The 16,093-nt window shown below is 69.0% G+C and carries 13 protein-coding genes; 5 read left to right on the top strand and 8 right to left on the bottom strand.

Annotated elements, in window-relative coordinates; all coding sequences use genetic code 11:
• Window positions 1-15: 15 nt before the first annotated feature.
• The 4 genes from CMO28_RS11100 to CMO28_RS11085 are packed head-to-tail and all read right to left on the bottom strand — an operon-like array spanning window position 16 to window position 3,498.
• A complete protein-coding gene (locus CMO28_RS11100) occupies window positions 16-786 on the bottom strand; it encodes an ABC transporter permease (RefSeq protein ID WP_296713400.1) in 771 nt (256 codons plus the stop codon).
• A complete protein-coding gene (locus CMO28_RS11095) occupies window positions 768-1,550 on the bottom strand; it encodes an ABC transporter permease (RefSeq protein WP_296713398.1) in 783 nt (260 codons plus the stop codon). Before CMO28_RS11095 ends, CMO28_RS11100 begins: the two co-directional genes overlap by 19 nt.
• Window positions 1,547-2,440, bottom strand: a complete 894-nt coding sequence (locus tag CMO28_RS11090; RefSeq protein WP_322111335.1) for an ABC transporter ATP-binding protein — start codon at window positions 2,438-2,440, stop codon at window positions 1,547-1,549. The genes CMO28_RS11095 and CMO28_RS11090 overlap by 4 nt, the downstream gene beginning before the upstream one ends.
• 17 nt (window positions 2,441-2,457) lie before the next feature.
• Window positions 2,458-3,498: an ABC transporter substrate-binding protein gene (locus CMO28_RS11085; protein WP_296713395.1), complete on the bottom strand. Its 1,041-nt coding sequence runs from the start codon at window positions 3,496-3,498 to the stop codon at window positions 2,458-2,460.
• A 435-nt stretch (window positions 3,499-3,933) separates the two neighbouring features.
• On the opposite strand from CMO28_RS11085, the gene CMO28_RS11080 reads away from it, so the two are divergent.
• Window positions 3,934-4,545 carry an HD domain-containing protein gene (locus CMO28_RS11080; protein ID WP_062764321.1) on the top strand — a complete coding sequence of 204 codons (612 nt, stop codon included), beginning with the start codon at window positions 3,934-3,936 and terminating at the stop codon, window positions 4,543-4,545.
• A gap of 138 nt (window positions 4,546-4,683) precedes the next feature.
• Window positions 4,684-5,373: a GntR family transcriptional regulator gene (locus CMO28_RS11075; protein ID WP_062764319.1), complete on the top strand. Its 690-nt coding sequence runs from the start codon at window positions 4,684-4,686 to the stop codon at window positions 5,371-5,373.
• 34 nt (window positions 5,374-5,407) lie between these two features.
• Here the strand turns inward: CMO28_RS11075 and CMO28_RS11070 are convergent, their stop codons facing one another.
• Entirely contained in the window at window positions 5,408-5,812 is a 405-nt protein-coding gene (locus tag CMO28_RS11070; RefSeq protein ID WP_296713388.1) for a hypothetical protein, read from the bottom strand.
• 196 nt (window positions 5,813-6,008) lie between these two features.
• Here CMO28_RS11070 and CMO28_RS11065 point away from each other — a divergent pair, with 196 nt between their 5' ends.
• Window positions 6,009-10,742: a response regulator gene (locus CMO28_RS11065; RefSeq protein WP_296713386.1), complete on the top strand. Its 4,734-nt coding sequence runs from the start codon at window positions 6,009-6,011 to the stop codon at window positions 10,740-10,742.
• On the top strand, window positions 10,739-11,842 hold the full coding sequence (locus CMO28_RS11060) for a response regulator (RefSeq protein ID WP_296713383.1): 1,104 nt from the start codon (window positions 10,739-10,741) through the stop codon (window positions 11,840-11,842). The genes CMO28_RS11065 and CMO28_RS11060 overlap by 4 nt, the downstream gene beginning before the upstream one ends.
• 15 nt (window positions 11,843-11,857) lie before the next feature.
• Here CMO28_RS11060 and CMO28_RS11055 read toward each other — a convergent pair whose 3' ends face one another.
• A complete protein-coding gene (locus tag CMO28_RS11055; RefSeq protein ID WP_296713381.1) occupies window positions 11,858-13,054 on the bottom strand; it encodes an MFS transporter in 1,197 nt (398 codons plus the stop codon).
• A gap of 95 nt (window positions 13,055-13,149) precedes the next feature.
• Between CMO28_RS11055 and CMO28_RS11050 the strand changes: the two genes are divergently transcribed.
• A complete protein-coding gene (locus CMO28_RS11050) occupies window positions 13,150-14,031 on the top strand; it encodes a LysR family transcriptional regulator (protein ID WP_296713378.1) in 882 nt (293 codons plus the stop codon).
• Between the two features lie 15 nt (window positions 14,032-14,046).
• On the opposite strand, the gene CMO28_RS11045 is transcribed toward CMO28_RS11050, so the two are convergent.
• Complete coding sequence (locus tag CMO28_RS11045; protein WP_296713377.1) at window positions 14,047-15,762, bottom strand: SulP family inorganic anion transporter; 1,716 nt, start codon at window positions 15,760-15,762, stop codon at window positions 14,047-14,049.
• A gap of 49 nt (window positions 15,763-15,811) precedes the next feature.
• Window positions 15,812-16,072: a helix-turn-helix domain-containing protein gene (locus CMO28_RS11040; RefSeq protein ID WP_014752794.1), complete on the bottom strand. Its 261-nt coding sequence runs from the start codon at window positions 16,070-16,072 to the stop codon at window positions 15,812-15,814.
• Window positions 16,073-16,093: the final 21 nt, after the last annotated feature.

Genomic DNA, 16,093 nt, shown 5'->3' with positions numbered 1-16,093 from the left:
CTCGTTTTCAGGAAATCACTGCCACCAGACCAGCTTGCGGTCGACCCAGACCAGCAGCAGGTACAGGATCATGCTGGCGACCGATGCGGTGAGCACGCCGGCCCAGACCAGCAGGAAATCCACCTGCTGGGTGGCCTGAAAGATCACCCAGCCGATGCCGGCATAGGCGCCCAGCATTTCAGACACGATCGCGATCAGCACCGCGCGGACCACCGCGACTCGGAGCCCGTTCACAACCGAGGGCAGGGCCGCCGGCACCCGCAGCTTCATCATGATGGTGAGCGGCCCGGCGCCGAAGCTGCGCATCAGATTGATCGAGGCCTCTTCCGGCCGCTTCAGCCCGTGCAGCGTGTTGACCAGGATCACGAACCCCACCGCCAGCGTGACCATGGCGATCTTCGAAGCCGGGCCGATGCCCAGCCAGATCAGCGCGAGCGGGGTATAGGCCACCACCGGCACCGAATTGATCGCCACCACCACCGGCATGACCGCGCGTTCGACCGGCGGCAGAAACACCATCAGCATGGCCAGCCCCACCCCGATGGCGGTACCGAGCGCATAGCCGAGGCCCGCTTCATAAAGCGTCGCCTGCAGGGCGGTCAGCATCATCGGCAGGTCGTCGATGGTGGCGCCGAAGATGGCGGTGAGCGAGGGCAGCACATAGGGCTTCACGTCGAAGGCCCATATGGCGGTCTCCCAGATGCCGCCGATGACCGCCAGGCCCAGGACCACCGGCAGGACCCGCTCGCGCAGAACCGCGCCGATGTTCAATCCTGCCGCCACCATATGAACTTCCTTTCGAACAGGGAGACCACGGCATAGAGGGCGGAGCCCAGCAGGCCGCAGGCAAGGATGATCGCCCAGAGCCGCGGCACGGCTTCGGTGTACATCGCCTGGATCAGCATCACGCCCAGCCCCACCGTGTCGCCGAACCATTCGCCCACGATCGCGCCGATCAGGCTGAGCGAGATGCCGAGCCTGAGCGCCACCGCGATCACCGGCAGGGCGGTGGGGAAGCGCAGCTTGCGGAAGATGGTCCACTCGCCGGCGCCGAAGCTCTTCATCAGCGCCACCTTCTGCGGGTCGCAGCCCAGCAGGCCGCGATGGGTGTTCACGGTGACGGGGAAGAAGGTCACGTAGAAGGCGATGATCACCTTCGACAGGATGGTATTGCCGAACCAGATGATCACCAGCGCGCCGAAGGCGATGACCGGGAAGGTCTGCGACACCACGAACAGCGGAAACAGCGCCCGCTCCAGATTGCGGGAATAGGCGAAGACCACGCCGCAGAAGATGCCGAAGGCCGATCCGGTCAGGAAGCCCAGCACGGTTTCAAGGAAGGTCCGGCCGGTGCTGCGCAGCAGATAGGACCAGACCGAGGCGGCATCGGCCAGCACCACCGACAACGGCGGGAAGAACGAGGCCGGGACCGCGAAGATCCGGGTGACGCCCTCCCAGAGCACGGCCAGGATGATGACGGTCAGGATCGGCAGCCGCACCGCCTGCCAGAGCCGCGCCGCCGGTCCGCCGGATGCCCGGGCGGCGCTCATCCCGCACCCCCGGTCGTGGAGACGAAGCTCTTGCGGGCCTCCTCCTCGATCGCGCCCAGCAGGCGGCGCTTGATGTCGATGAATTCGGGCGAGGTGACGATGCCGGCATCGCGCGGGCGCGGCAGCTCGATCACCTCGTCGCATTTGATCGTGCCGGGGCGGGCGGTCATCACCACCACCCGGTCGCCCAGGAAGATCGCTTCGTCGATGTCGTGGGTGATGAACAGCACCGTGCGCCGATAGCGCGCCCAGATGTCGAGCAGCCAGCGCTGCATCATCGCCCGGGTCAGCGCATCCAGCGCGCCGAAGGGTTCGTCGAGCAGGATCATGTCGCGCTCGAACAGGAAGGTGCGCATCAGCGCCACCCGCTGGCGCATGCCGCCCGACAGCTGATGCGGATAGTGTTTCTCAAAGCCCTTCAGGCCGAAATCCGGCAGCATCTCCAGCGCCCTGGCGCGGGCGGCGGCCTTGGGCGTGCCCTCCACCTCCAGCCCCAGGATGGCGTTGTCGACCACATTGCGCCAGGCGAACAGAAGATCGCGCTGCGGCATGAACGACACCTTGCCCAGCAGGGCGCCATCGGCCATCGGCCGGCCATGCATCAGGATCGAGCCGTCGTCATCAGCCGGCAGCAGCCCGCCCACCATGTTGAACAGGGTGGATTTGCCGCAGCCCGATGGCCCGACCAGGCAGACGAACTCGCCTTCGCGGATCTTCAGGTTGACGTTCGAGACCGCGGTCACCTGCGCCGGGCCGTCGCCGAACCGCTTCCACAGATTGACCAGTTCAAGCAGGGGCGGCTTCTCCCCCGCCACGGCCGGCGCCGCGGCGGGGGAGGAGATGGAAGACGACGAGGGCGCCATCGCGGTGCTGGTGGAGGAGGGGGGCATCATCCGCCTTTCCGCTCTCAGAGCTTCTTGTCTTCGGCCGGGACCTTGTCCCAGAAGGAGGGGTCGAACGCGGCCTTCAGATCGACCGGAGCCTTCATCACGCCGTTGGCGAGCAGGATGTCGTGCTGCTTCTGCAGGCTGTCGAAATCGATCGCGAGCAGGCCGTCGCTGGCGCCCTTGCCATAGACCATCACGTCCTGGATGGCCTCGATCATCGCTTCCTGATGCTTGCGATCCATGCCGGGATCGGCCTTCATCATGATGTCGATCGCCTCGGCCTTGTGCTCCAGCGCATATTTCCAGCCCTTGAGCGTGGCGGTGAGGAAGCCCTGCACCAGCGCTGGCTTGTCCTTGGCGGTATCGGTGGTGGTGACCAGCGTGTCGCGCTGCACGGTGATGCCGAAATCATCGGGCTGGAACAGCACCAGATCGGTCAGGCCGCGCGACTTCAGCGTGTTCAGCTCGTTGTAGAGCGTTGCGGTCGCGACATCGACCTCGCCGTCGATGAACGGGTTCAGCGACACAGACTGCGGCATCAGGGTGAAATCGCCCTCGCCGACGCCGCCGGTGGCGAGCATCGCCTTCAGCGTGTACTGCGCGCCGGTATACCAGGTGGAGACCTTCTTCCCCTTGAAGTCGGCGAGCGTCTTGATGCCGCTGTCGGGCTTGGTGACGAAGGCATAGGGCGTCTTCTGATGCGAAACGCCGATCGCGACCAGGGGCATGCCCTTGTCCACCGCCGCCAGATGGCTTTCCACGCCGCCCGTCAGGCCGAAGGTGTCGGCGCCCGAGGCGACCAGCGCCTCGGCATTCAGGTTGGGGCCGCCCGGATTGATGGTCAGGTCGATGCCTTCGGCTTCGTAGAAGCCCTTGGCCTTCGCGACGTAGAAGCCGGCGAACTGCGCCTGGGGCAGCCATTTCAGCCGGAGCGAGGCCTTCTCTGCCGCCCGGGCATCCTGGGCGCCGCCAAGGGTCGCGGCCGCCAGCAGCGGTGCCGCAAGCGCAAGGGCGACGGCGGCCCGGCGGGCGCCTTTCGCGAAGAGGGGTGCGAAAGCCATGTCGTCTGGTCTCCTCGATCGTCGGGGGCCGTTGAAGGCGTGGCGGCGGTGATGTCGACCATGGGCCTGCGGTCCGGGTTGCGGAACCTGACTGCATGCCATGTCATGCGGGTGCTGCCTCTGCGGCACCCTGCCGGAGCGTTGCAACGGCCGTGCCAGACGCGGCGAACCATGACGGTGGCGTGACGGTCCTGCCGGCAATCGGCGGCAGACCGCGCTGTCGACGGGGCTTTTACGAATGCGTATCCCGGCATTCTTGTATGCAAGAACGTCGAAGATCGCATAAAAAATGGCCATATGACGCCATATCAGCCTATAATTTAGGCAATGATGCACATGTGCTCAGGAAAAAGGCAGGAAGATGCCGGCCGTATCTGGACAGACGGTGCGCTTCCCGATACAAAAAGTGCAGATCTGCATGCAGGAGATGGCGACATGGTCGACGTACCGCCCGCCGCCGGCAGCCCGGCGCTGCCCTTCACGCCCGACGAGCGGGCGGATTATCGCAGCATCCGCGACAGTCAGGCCCGGGATTACGAGATCCAGGAGCGCCACATGGCGCGGCATCGCCAGGCCACGCCGGATCTGTATCTGCGGCTGCTGGCCGGGCTGGCCACCCCGCATCTGGGTTTCCCGATCGACCGGCTCGACCATTCCCTGCAGACCGCGACCCGGGCCCTGCGTGATGGCCGGGACGAGCTTTATGTCTTCGCGGCCCTGTTCCACGATGTCGGCGATGCCGTTGCACCCGCCAATCATCCCGAGGCCGGGGCGGCGATGCTGCGCCCCTATGTCACCGACGATCTCTACTGGATGGTCCGCCATCACGGCAGCTTCCAGGGCTATTACTACTGGCACTTCCTGGGCCGCGACCGCGATGCGCGCGAGAAATACCGGGGTCATCGCCTGTTCGGCTTCACCGCCGAATTCTGCGAACTCTATGATCAGGCGGCCTTCGATCGCGACTACCGGTCCCTGACCCTGGCGGATTTCGAACCGCTGGTGCGTCAGGTGATGTCGCGGCCGCGGAATTTCGTCCCCGACTGATGCAGAAGATAGCCGCACGCATGCTCATCCGGCAGTTCTGCGTGCACGGCGACGATAAAACCGGTATTGTCCGCGGGGCGGTAGCGCTCCGCCGTCTCCCCCGAGCGGATCCGCACGCGCTCCGAAGAAGATGGTGTCATGAAGATCAAGACGGTGCCCGTGGTGACCGAAACCCGTGCCGAAAGCCTGCGCCGCAGCCTGGAACAGCAGATCGTCCGTGGCGAGCTGCGCCCCGGCGACCGGCTGGACGAGGTGGAACTGGCCGAGCGCTTCAACGTGTCGCGGACCCCGGTGCGCGAGGCCCTGCATGCGCTGGCCGCCGCCGGGCTGATCGAGATGCGCTCCCGCCAGGGGGCGACGGTGTCCACCGTATCGATTTCGATGCTGCTGGAGATGTTCCAGATCATGGCCGAGCTGGAAGGCCTCTGCGCCAGCTTTGCCGCGCGCCGCGCCAATGCCGCCCAGCGCCGCAATCTTCAGGCCATCCACGAGCGCCTGGTCCGGGTGATCCAGGACGACGAGCCCGAGGCCTTCTACGAGGTCAACCGGGAATTCCACGAGGCGATCTACGATGCCTCGAATTCCGAATTCATCGCCGAGCAGACACTGGCGCTGCGCAACCGCGTCTCGCCCTATCGCCGCTATGTCACCTTCCTGCCCGGCCGGATGACCGCAACGCTGGACGAGCACGAGCGGGTGCTGAACGCGATCCTGACCGCCGATTCCGCAGGTGCCCAGGCGGCGATGCGCGATCATGTCACCCTGCTGGGCGATAATCTGACCGACTTCATCGCCGCCATCCCGCCCAGCGTGCTCAAGACGGCCTGAGCGGATCCCGCAAGGCGCGCGCGCCCACCCGCGGCTATTTCAGGCCCACATGCCGTTCGGCCGGGGCGCGCGCGGTCCGGAACTCGTAGCTGATCTCGTCGCCCTCGATCCCGAGCACACGGACCTCCGCCATCTCTCCCAGCTGGCGTTCGCACCAGCTTCCGGGCGAGGCGCGCCGCGCGGCGAAGCTCTGCACGCCGTCCCGCCTGCCGACGGCTTCGAAATCGATGATGCAGTTGCGCGGTGCGCCGAAGGCGAGGCGCAGCCGGCTGTCCGGGCCCTGCGTCCCGTCGAGCGTCAGCATCACCGCCTGCGGCTGACCATTGATGGTAAAGATCGAGCGGTAGCGGGCGGCGGCGTCTTCCGCCTGCGCCGGCATGGCTGCAAGACCTGCGAGCACGGCGAGCATGGGCAGGATGTGTCGTCCGGGGAATGGCATGGCCGGGGCTTTCGGTTTGTGGCGATGATCGCCGTGTGCCGACGATTGTCGCATCATAGATGCAATTTTCAACACAGGCGCGCTGATCCGCCCTGAGGTTGGTGCACACAGACGCCGGTCGCCTTCCGAATTCGCTTTTCATCCCCCCGTACCGGTCACATGATGGCCAATGTGTAGTGACCTGCGGAGCATTGGCGTGTCCGTCCGGGGCGTCATCTTGAGCCTGGTGGTCGTGCTGCTCTGCATCGTCGGGCGGCAGGGACAGGCTGTTGACGCAAATGCAGGCGCGGTCGGGCCGGTTCTGGATCCGGCGCAGCAGGCCTGGCTTGCCGCTTACGGTCCGGTCACCTTTGGGGTGGTGGAGGCCGGCTGGCCACCCTATGACAGCGTCACCGCCGATGGCAGCTGGGAGGGGATGAGCGCCGATTACGTCGCCGCCATCGCCCGGGCGGTGGGCGCCCGGATCCGCGAGGTCCGCTTTCCCGACTGGAATGCGGCCATCACTGCCCTGAGCGCCGGGCAGATCGACGCCCTGGCCAGCATGAACCGCACGCCAGCGCGTGAGGCGGCGATGAGCTTCACCACCGCCTATGTCACCAGCCGGGCAGTGATCGTCTCTCCGCGCGACCGCCTGCCGCCGACATCCCTGGACGACCTGGCGGGCGAGACCGTCGCCATGGAACGCGGCTATGCCACCACCGAGCATCTCGCCGCCGGCTATCCCGCCATCCGGCTTGCCCTGGTTGCCGACACCGCTGCGGCGCTCGACATGGTCGCCTCGGGCCAGGCCGCCGCCTATGTGGGCGAAATGGCGGCCGCGAGCTGGATGATCCGCCAGCGAGGGCTGGACGGGCTGCAGATCGGGGCGGTCACCGATCTCAACACCGGCGCGCTCTCCATCGCCGTCACCCGCAATCTGCCGCCGCTCACCGGGATTCTCTCCGCCGGCATCCGCGCATTGACGCCCGAGCAACATCGGGAGATCCGCGGCCACTGGCTGTCCTCGGTGGGGGTCGGCATGCTGGATGTGGCGCAGCCGCGCCTCGATGATCGTCAGGCCGACTGGATCGCCCGCCATCGGGTGCTGACGGTGGCGGCCACCCGCGCGACCGCACCGCTCGGCTTCATCGACCGCAATGGCAGCCATGCCGGCATTGCCGCCGATGTGCTCGACCACATCGCCACCGCTGCCGGTTTCACCATCGATCTGGTGCCGGCCGAAAGCCCGGCCGAGGCGCGGCGTCTGCTGTATGAAGGCCGGGTCGATGCGGTGGCGAGCCTCGGCCATCTGGAAGAGGTGGAAGATGGCATCGTCTTCCCGGTCGCCCATGCCCGCACCCCCTGGGTGCTGGTCGACCGGATCGAGACCAAACCGATTCAGGCGGCGGGCGACCTGTTCGGACGGCAGGTCGCGGTGGTCGACGGCAGCGCGGTCGCAGCGGCGGTGAAGGGTATCGCACCGGGGCTGGTCGTCACCCGCTGGCCGACGGCCGAGGCGGCGCTCAAGGCCGTGGCCGGCGGTGCAGCCGATGTGGCCGCGGCAGAGCTTGCGGTGGCCAGCTGGGAAATCCGCCGGCTGGGCCTGGGCAATCTGAAGCTGACCGGTCTGCCGGGCGGCAATGATGTCGTTTTCGGCCTGGCGGTCCTGGCCGACAGCCACATGCTCGCCGGCATTTTGCGGGTGGCCGGCGCCGATCTCGATACCGGCACGCTCAACGCCATCACCGCCCGCTGGCAGGAGGGGCGGTTTGAACAGCGGCTCGATCTGTCGGTCGTGCTGCCCTGGATCCTGCCGCCGGCGGCCGCGTTCCTGGCGGCGCTTGCGATCTTCGGCATCTGGAACCGGCGCCTGAAGGCAGAGGTCGCCGAGCGGGCGCGCGCGGAAGAAGACAGTGCCGAAGCGACGGCCCGGCTTCGGATGATCCTGGATCTGCTGCCCGGTGCCGTCTATCTGATCGGGCCCGACGGCCGGCTGCGCTTCGTCAATCCAAGCTTCGCCAGTCTGTTCGGTGTGCCGGAAGACATTGCCCAGCCGGGCATGCCGATGATGGATGTCGTCCGCCGCTTCGCCGCCGAAGGCGTCTACGGGCCCACCGATGATCCGGAGGCCACTGCGCGCCGGCGTTGGGACGCCTTCCTCGGCGCGCCCAGCTCCGGCACGCTCGCAACCTTCCTCACCCTGCCCGACGGGCGTTCGGTCAATGTGGTGCGCTCGCCCTCGACCGCCGATGGGGTGCTGTGTGTCGCAACCGACGTCACCGACCGGGTGCGCGCGGAACGGGCGCTGGAGGCGAGCGAGGCCACGCTCCGCGGCATCATCGCCTCGGCCTTCGATGCCATCGTCATGATCGATTCTCACGAGCATGTTCTGTTGTGGAACCCGGCGGCGGAGCAGCTCTTCGGCTATGCCGCGGCCGATGCGGTGGGGCGCAATGTCCACGACCTGATCACGCCCGACCGCCACCGGGCGGCGCTGCGGGCGGGGGCAGCCCACGCCATGGCCGATGCCGGCGACACCCCCTGGACGCGCACCCGCGAGATCGAGGCGCGGCGCGCCGACGGCACCGAATTCCCGGTGGAATTCAGCCTCTCGACCTTCAGGCTGCACGGTGCCTGGCATGGCGTCGTCTTCGTGCGCGACATCACCCCGCGCCGGCATGCGGCCGACGAGCTGGCCCGCGCCCGCGATCTGGCCGAGCAGGCCAGCCGGTTGAAGAGCGATTTCCTCGCCAATATGAGCCATGAAATCCGCACGCCGATGAATGCCGTGATCGGCATGACCCATCTGGCGCTCAAAACCGATCTCCCCCCCCGCCAGCGCGACTATCTGCAGAAGATCCAGGGGGCGGCCGACGGGCTGCTCGGCATCATCAACGACATCCTCGACTTCTCGAAGATCGAGAACGGCCGGCTGGAGCTGGAGGCGGTGGATTTCCGCCTCGACGACGTGCTCGGCAACCTTGCAACCGTGATCGGCCATCGCGCGGAAGAGAAGCGGCTGGAATTCATCTTCGACGTTGCCCCCGACGTACCCGGCACGCTTCTGGGCGATCCGCTCCGTCTGAGCCAGGTGCTGATCAATCTGGCCGGCAATGCGGTCAAGTTCACCGAGACCGGCGAGGTGGTGGTCTCGGTCCGGCTGGTGACCTCCGATGCCGATGGCCACCGGCTGCGCTTCGCGGTGCGCGACACCGGCATTGGCATGACGCCCGACCAGATGTCGCATCTGTTCGAACCCTTCACCCAGGCCGACGGCTCCATCACCCGGCGCTATGGCGGCACCGGGCTCGGCCTCAGCATCAGCCGCCGCCTGGTCCGGATGATGGATGGCGAGGTGACGGTTGAGAGCACGCCCGGTGTCGGCAGTGTCTTCACCTTCGATGCCGCCTTCGGCCGCAGCCGCGCCCGCTGGTCGCGGATCACCGCGCGGCCGGATCTGCGCGGCCTGCATGTGCTGGTGATCGACGACAACCCGCTTGCCCGCCAGGTCTTGACCGGCATGCTGGAGGGCATGGCCTTCCGGGTGGTGGCCGTGCCCTCGGGCGAGGCGGGGCTGGAAGCGCTCGCCCGCGGCCGCGAGGTGGAGGACTCCTATGGCCTGGTCCTGCTCGACTGGCGGCTGGGGGCCGGGCTCGACGGGCTCGCCACCGCCGGGTTGATCGCCCAGGCCGCGGCCGAAGCGGGCGCGCCGGTGCCGCCGATCGTGATGATCACCGCCTTCGGGCGCGACGATCTGCGCCAGTCGGCCGAGGCGGCGGGCATCCGGGCGGTGCTGGGCAAGCCCTTCAACGCCTCCACCCTGTTCGACACCATCATGCATGTCTTCGACGACGGCGGTGGCGACGATCTCCGCGCCACCACCGCCCAGCTTCTGCCCGATCTCAGGGGTGGGCGGGTGCTGCTGGTAGAGGACAACGCCCTCAACCAGCAGGTGGCGCTGGAGCTTCTGGAGGCCGCAGGGTTAGTGGTCGATGTCGAAACCGACGGCCGGGCGGCGCTGGACCGGCTGGTGGCGGGGCCGCGGCCGCCGGTGCACGATCTGGTGCTGATGGACCTGCAGATGCCGGTGATGGACGGCTACGAGGCGACGCGGGCGATCCGGGCGACCCCCGGCCTGGCGGATCTGCCGATCGTGGCGATGACTGCCCATGCCCTGGCCGAGGAACGCCAGCGCTGCCTGGAGGCGGGCATGAACGACTGCGTCACCAAGCCGGTCGATCCGGAGCGGCTGATGGCGGTGGTGGCGGGGTTCGTCCGCCCCGGCGGCGATCTGGCGGGCCTGCTGCCGGTCCTGCCGGCGCCGCGCGATCTGGCGGCCCTGCCGCCGCTTGCCGGCATCGAGGTAGAGGCGGCCCTGCGTCGCCTGGCCGGCAATGCCCGGCTCTATCGTGACCTGCTGCTGCGCCTGCTGGCCGATCATGCCGATGCAGCGGGCCGGATCCGCACCGCCATCGGGCGTGGTGATGCGGCAGAGGCGCGGATGATTGCCCATGCCCTGGCCGGTGTGGCCGGCAATCTGGGCATCACGCCCCTTGCCGCCGCCGCGGGTGGGGTCGAGGCGGCGTTGAAGCATCCGGATGGCGACCCCGAGGCGGCGGTCGCGGCCCTTGAAGAGGCATTCGATGCCGCGGCCGAGGTGATCCGGCCCCTGGCGGGGCTGGAAGACGTCGAACCGGATCCGCCGCCGCCGGCCGATGCGGCCGCGGTGACCCGGGCGCGCGACGCGCTTGCACGGCTGGCGGCCCTGCTGCGCGACAGCGACGGCGCCGCCGTCGACCTGTTCGAGGCCGAGCGCGGCACGCTTGCCGCGATCCTGCCCCCCGCCATGCTGGCGACACTCGGCGGACGGATCGATGCCTTCGATTTCGACGGGGCCAGCACCCTGATCGAGGACACCGTGATCACTGGCACCCTGGAGGCGGACGAATGACCGACCGCAAGACCATTCTGCTGGTGGACGACACGCCGTCCAATCTCACCATCATCAATGCGGTGCTGAAGGACGACTACCGCACCCGCATCGCCACCACCGGACAGAAGGCCCTGGAGATCGCTGCCGCGGCGGAGGGCCGGCCCGATCTGGTGCTGATGGACGTGATGATGCCGGGCATGGACGGCTACGAGGTCTGCCGGCGGTTGAAGGCCGATCCGGCCACGGCCGACATTCCGGTCATCTTCCTGACCGCACTCCACGACGAGCGCGACGAGCGCGCGGGCTTCGCGGCCGGCGGCGTCGATTTCATCACCAAGCCCTTCTCGCCCGAGATCGTGCGCGCCCGGGTGCGCACCCATCTGGCACTCAGGGAAGCCAATGCCCGGCTCGCGCGCCAGAATGCCGAACTGGAGCGCCGCGTCGAAGAGCGCACCCGCGAACTGGCGCTGGTGCGCGACCTGACCATCTTCTCGCTCGCCTCGCTGGCCGAAACCCGCGACAACGAGACCGGCAACCACATCCGCCGCACCCAGACCTATGTCCGCGAACTGGCGCTGGCCCTCAGGGACCATCCCCGCTTTCGCGCGGACCTCGACGACGCCACCATCGACCTGCTCTACAAATCCGCCCCGCTGCACGATATCGGCAAGGTCGGCGTGCCCGACGCCATCCTGCTCAAGCCCGGCCGGCTCACTCCGGAAGAATTCGAGGTGATGAAGCAGCACGCCGAATTCGGCCGCGCCGCCATCGCCACCGCCGAGGCCCGCATCGGCTCGGGCAATGGCAATTCCTTCCTCCGCTACGCCCGCGAGATCGCCTACACCCATCACGAAAAATGGGACGGCAGCGGCTACCCCCGCGGCCTGGCCGGCGACGCCATCCCGCTCTCAGGCCGGCTGATGGCGGTGGCCGATGTCTATGACGCGCTGATCTGCCGGCGGATCTACAAGCCCGCCTATTCCCACGACACCGCCGTCGACATCATCACCCAGGGCCGCGGCACCCATTTCGACCCCGACATCGTCGACGCCTTCCTGACCCTCGCCGACCGCTTCCGCGACATCGCGGCGGAGTTTGCCGATCCGGAAGAGGCGTGACGCCCATATCGGGCCTCAGCGCCAGCGGCGGAGCCGCATCACACTCGCCACCGCCGCAAACCCCGCGCCAAGAATGGTGACGGCCGTCCACCCGCCCGCCTGCCAGGCCGCTGTGGCCGTGGCGGAGCCGGTGGCGCCGCCCAGGAACATGGCGCCCATGAACAGGGTGTTGATCCGGGCGCGGGCCTCGGGGGCGAGGGCGAAGATGACGTGCTGGTTGGAGACCAGGGCCGCCTGAACCGCGAAGTCGAGCAGAACGACGCCGATGATCATGCCCGCGAGGCTGGTCCAGGTGCCGAAGATCGCCCAGGCGGCGAGGGGGCCGAGGGCGCCCGCCAGGATCACCCGGTCGGGGCCGCGGCGGTCGGCGATGCGGCCGGCGAGGGGCGCGGCCAGCACGCCGGCCATGCCGACCAGGCCGAAGGCGCCGGCGGCATCCGCCCCCAGGCCGAAACGCGGATCCTGCAACCGGAAGGCGAGCACCGTCCAGAACACCGAGAAGGCGGCGAAGAGCAGGGCCTGGGTGACGGCCGCCCGCCGCAGTGCGCCATGCGCCCGCCAGAGCCCGAGCAGGGAGCGCAGCGACGCGGCCCAGCTCAGGCCCCCGGCCGGTCGGGCCGGGGCATGGGGCAGGCGCCAGGCGAGCAGGGCCGCGGTGCCGAGCGCCAGCGGCACGCCCAGCCAGAACATCTCGCGCCAGCCGGCATGGCTGCCCACGAACCCCGCCAGCGTGCGGCTGAGCAGAACGCCGGCAAGCAGCCCCGACATCACCGTGCCGACCACCGCGCCGCGGCGCTCCGGTGCCGCCAGATGGGCGGCGAAGGGCACGATCTGCTGGGCGACGGTGGCGGCAAGGCCGACCGCGAACGAGGCCGCCACCAGCAGCAGCGCATCGGGCGCCAGGGCGGCCCCGACCAGGGCCAGGGCGAGGGCCAGGAACTGCACGGTGATCAGCCGCCGCCGCTCCACCAGATCGCCCAGCGGCACCAGCAGGAACAGCCCCGCGGCATAGCCCAGCTGGGTGGCGGTGGGCACCAGCGTCGTGGCCCGGCCGGGCAGGTCCTGCCCGATCAGCCCCAGCAATGGCTGGTTGTAATAGATGTTGGCAGCAGCAATTCCGGTTGCAGCGGCCATGGTGAAGGTCAGCCCCCGGCTCATCCCGGCAGCCGGGGCGGCAAGGCCGGGTGTGCCGGCTGTGGTTCCTGCGGTCATGATCGCCTCCCGTCTTGTTGGCCCCGGTAATCTGACCTACCCTCGGGATCGGCGGTACTGACCGCAAATGATCAGCCTGCCTATCGGAAAACGATATGATCGACCTGAACGACGTCGCGGTGCTGGTGGAGGCGGTGGCGGCCGGCAGCCTGGCCGGCGCGGCCCGTCGGCTTGGTATCGGCCCGATGGTCGCCTCGCGCCGTCTGTCGGCGCTGGAGGAAGAACTCGGCGTGCGGCTGGTCCATCGCACCACCCGTGCCCTGGCGTTGACGCCCGAGGGCGAGGCCTTCTGGCCCTATGCCCAGACCCTGCTGGAAAACGCGACCGACGGCCGCGCCGCCGTGCGCCCGGCCGCGTCGGGGGCGGCGGGCCGGCTGCGCGTCACCAGTTCGGTGCCCTTTGCGCGCAAGGTGGTGGCACCGATGATGGCCGGCTTCCTCTGCGACAATCCGGCGCTGGAGGTGGAACTGGTGGCGAGCGATGCGGTCGTCGACATCGTGGCCCAGGGGCTGGATCTCGCGATCCGCATCGCGCCCCTGCGCGACAGCACCCTGATCGCGCGCCGGGTGGCGCCCAATCCGCGGCTGCTGGTCGCCTCACCCGCCTATCTGGCCGCCCACGGCACGCCGCGCCGGGTGGCGGAGCTTGCCGATCATGACTGCCTCACCACACCCGGCACCGGCCACTGGTCCTTTACCGGGCCCGCGGGCCCGCTTCGCCAGCGGGTGCGCGGACGCTTTACCGCCACCTCGATCGATGCCCTGCAGGAGGCCTGTATCGACGGGCTGGGCCTGACCATCATCGCCGACTGGAATGTTCGCGACGACCTCGCGACCGGACGGCTTCGGGTCGTCGCGCTTGAAGACGGCGCGCCCGAGCCGCTGACCATCTGGGCGATCCACCCCACCACCCGCTTCGTGCCGCCCAAGGTCCGCCTGTTCGTGGCGGCGCTGGAGGCGCATCTCGGCGCCCGCTGACGGCCTGTCGTGCCGCTATCCGGCGGTCAGCGCCTGCCGCGCCGCGGCAACCGCCGTGGCTGTATCGCCGCGGAAATGGACCGCCGGCGGGGTCAGCCCGTGGCGGTGGAGCATGTGGCGCACGGCCGGGCGGGCGGCGGCGATCCACAGGGTGGCGCCCTGGCGGTCGGCCTTGCGGCGGAAACCGTCGATGGTGGCGGCGCCGGTGGAATCGAGCAGGGGCACCGCGCTCATATCCAGCACGTAAGCCTTGGGGGCTGCGGCGCCGACATTGTCGAGCGTGGCGCCCACGGTCGCTGCGGCGCCGAAGAAGAAGGCACCCGAGATGCGCAGCACGGCCACCGCGCGCTCGTCGCCTTCGGCCGGCTGCCAGGCGGTGCGGCCGCCGGTTTCCGGGCGGTCGCTGTCGGCGCGGTCGGGTTCGATCAGTGGCAGGCCGGTCTCCACCGCGACCGTACCGGCCATGCGGTGCAGGAAGATCAGCGCGCCCAGCGAGAAGCCGGCGACGATGCCGGCGGTCAGATCCTCGAACACCGTCAGCAGGAAGGTGACCGCCAGCACCGCGGCATCCCCGCGTGAGGCGCGGAGCAGGATGCCGATCGCGTGGCGCTCGATCATGTTCCACGACACCACCGCCAGCACGCCGGCCAGTGCCGCCAGCGGAATATAGGCCGCGAGCGGCGCCGCGATCACCATGAAGCCCAGCAGGAACAGGGCGTGCAGCATGCCCGAGACCGGGCCGCGTGCGCCCGAGCGGACATTGGTGGCCGTGCGGGCGATGGTGCCGGTGACACAGATGCCGCCGAACAGCGCCGAGGCGATGTTGGCCACACCCTGGGCGACCAGTTCGCAGTTCGACCGGTGGCGCCGCCCGGTCATGGCATCGGCCACCACCGCCGAGAGCAGGCTTTCGATCGAGCCCAGCAGTGCGAAAGAGAGTGCGGCCGGCAGCACGGCCATGACCTTCTCGACGGAGATCGCCGGCAGGGCGGGGGCGGGCAGCATGGAAGGGATGCCGCCGAACCGGCTGCCGATGGTCTCGACCGGCAGGCCGGCGAGGGCGGCGACCAGGGCGGTGCCGACCACCGCGATCAGCATGCCGGGCAGGCGCGGGGCGAAGCGCTTGGTGCCCTGGATGATCAGGATCGCGGCCAGGGCCAGTGCGATCGCCGCCGGGCTGGCGGTGCCCGCGGCATCGGCCAGCGCGCGGAGCTTGGGCAGGATAGCGGCGGGTTCGGGGCCCGCCAGATGCAGCCCGGCCAGATCCTTGATCTGGCTTGAGAAGATGATCACCGCAATGCCGGCGGTGAAGCCCACCGTCACCGGATAGGGGATGTATTTGATGAAGGTGCCGAGCCGGAGTGCGCCGATCGCAAGCAGGATCAACCCCGACAGCATCGTCGCCAGGATCAACCCGTCGACGCCGTGGGTGGCAACGGTGGACGCCACCAGCACGATGAAGGCGCCGGCCGGGCCGCCGATCTGGAAGCGGCTGCCGCCGAGGGCGGAGACCAGAAAACCGCCGATGATCGCGGTATAGAGGCCGCGTTCGGGCCCGACGCCCGAGGCGATCGCAATCGCCATCGACAGCGGCAGGGCGACGATCGCCACGGTCAGGCCGGCGATCGCATCGGCGCGCAGTGCGCCCAGGCCGTAGCCTTCGCGCAGCACGGTGACGAGTTTGGGGGTGAAAAGCTCCGCCAGGCGCGGGCCCTGGGCTGAGGCGGCCATCCGTTCCGGATCCCTTTGTATGATCGGGGCCGGTGGCGGGGACAGGCGGTCAACGGCCGGGCGGTGCCTCTTTCAGGCGCACGCCACGACCCTGGCCGAGGCTCTGCGCCCCGTCGCCGATCAATTCCACACCCGCCCGGTCGAAGGCCTCGATCACCTTGGTCAGGGTGTCGACGACCCCGCGCACCGTTCCCTCGCTCGCCTCCATCCGCTGGATGGTGGGGAGCGACACGCCGGCAAGCTCGGCCAGCTGACGCTGGTCGATGCCGAGCAGGGCGCGGGCTGCGCGCATCTGGGCCGCCGTGATCAAGGGGTCCTCCGGTCCGGACTG

The organism is Tistrella sp. (assembly GCF_002684955.1).
Lineage (GTDB): Bacteria > Pseudomonadota > Alphaproteobacteria > Tistrellales > Tistrellaceae > Tistrella > Tistrella mobilis.
This window is presented reverse-complemented; position numbering and strand designations above follow the sequence as displayed.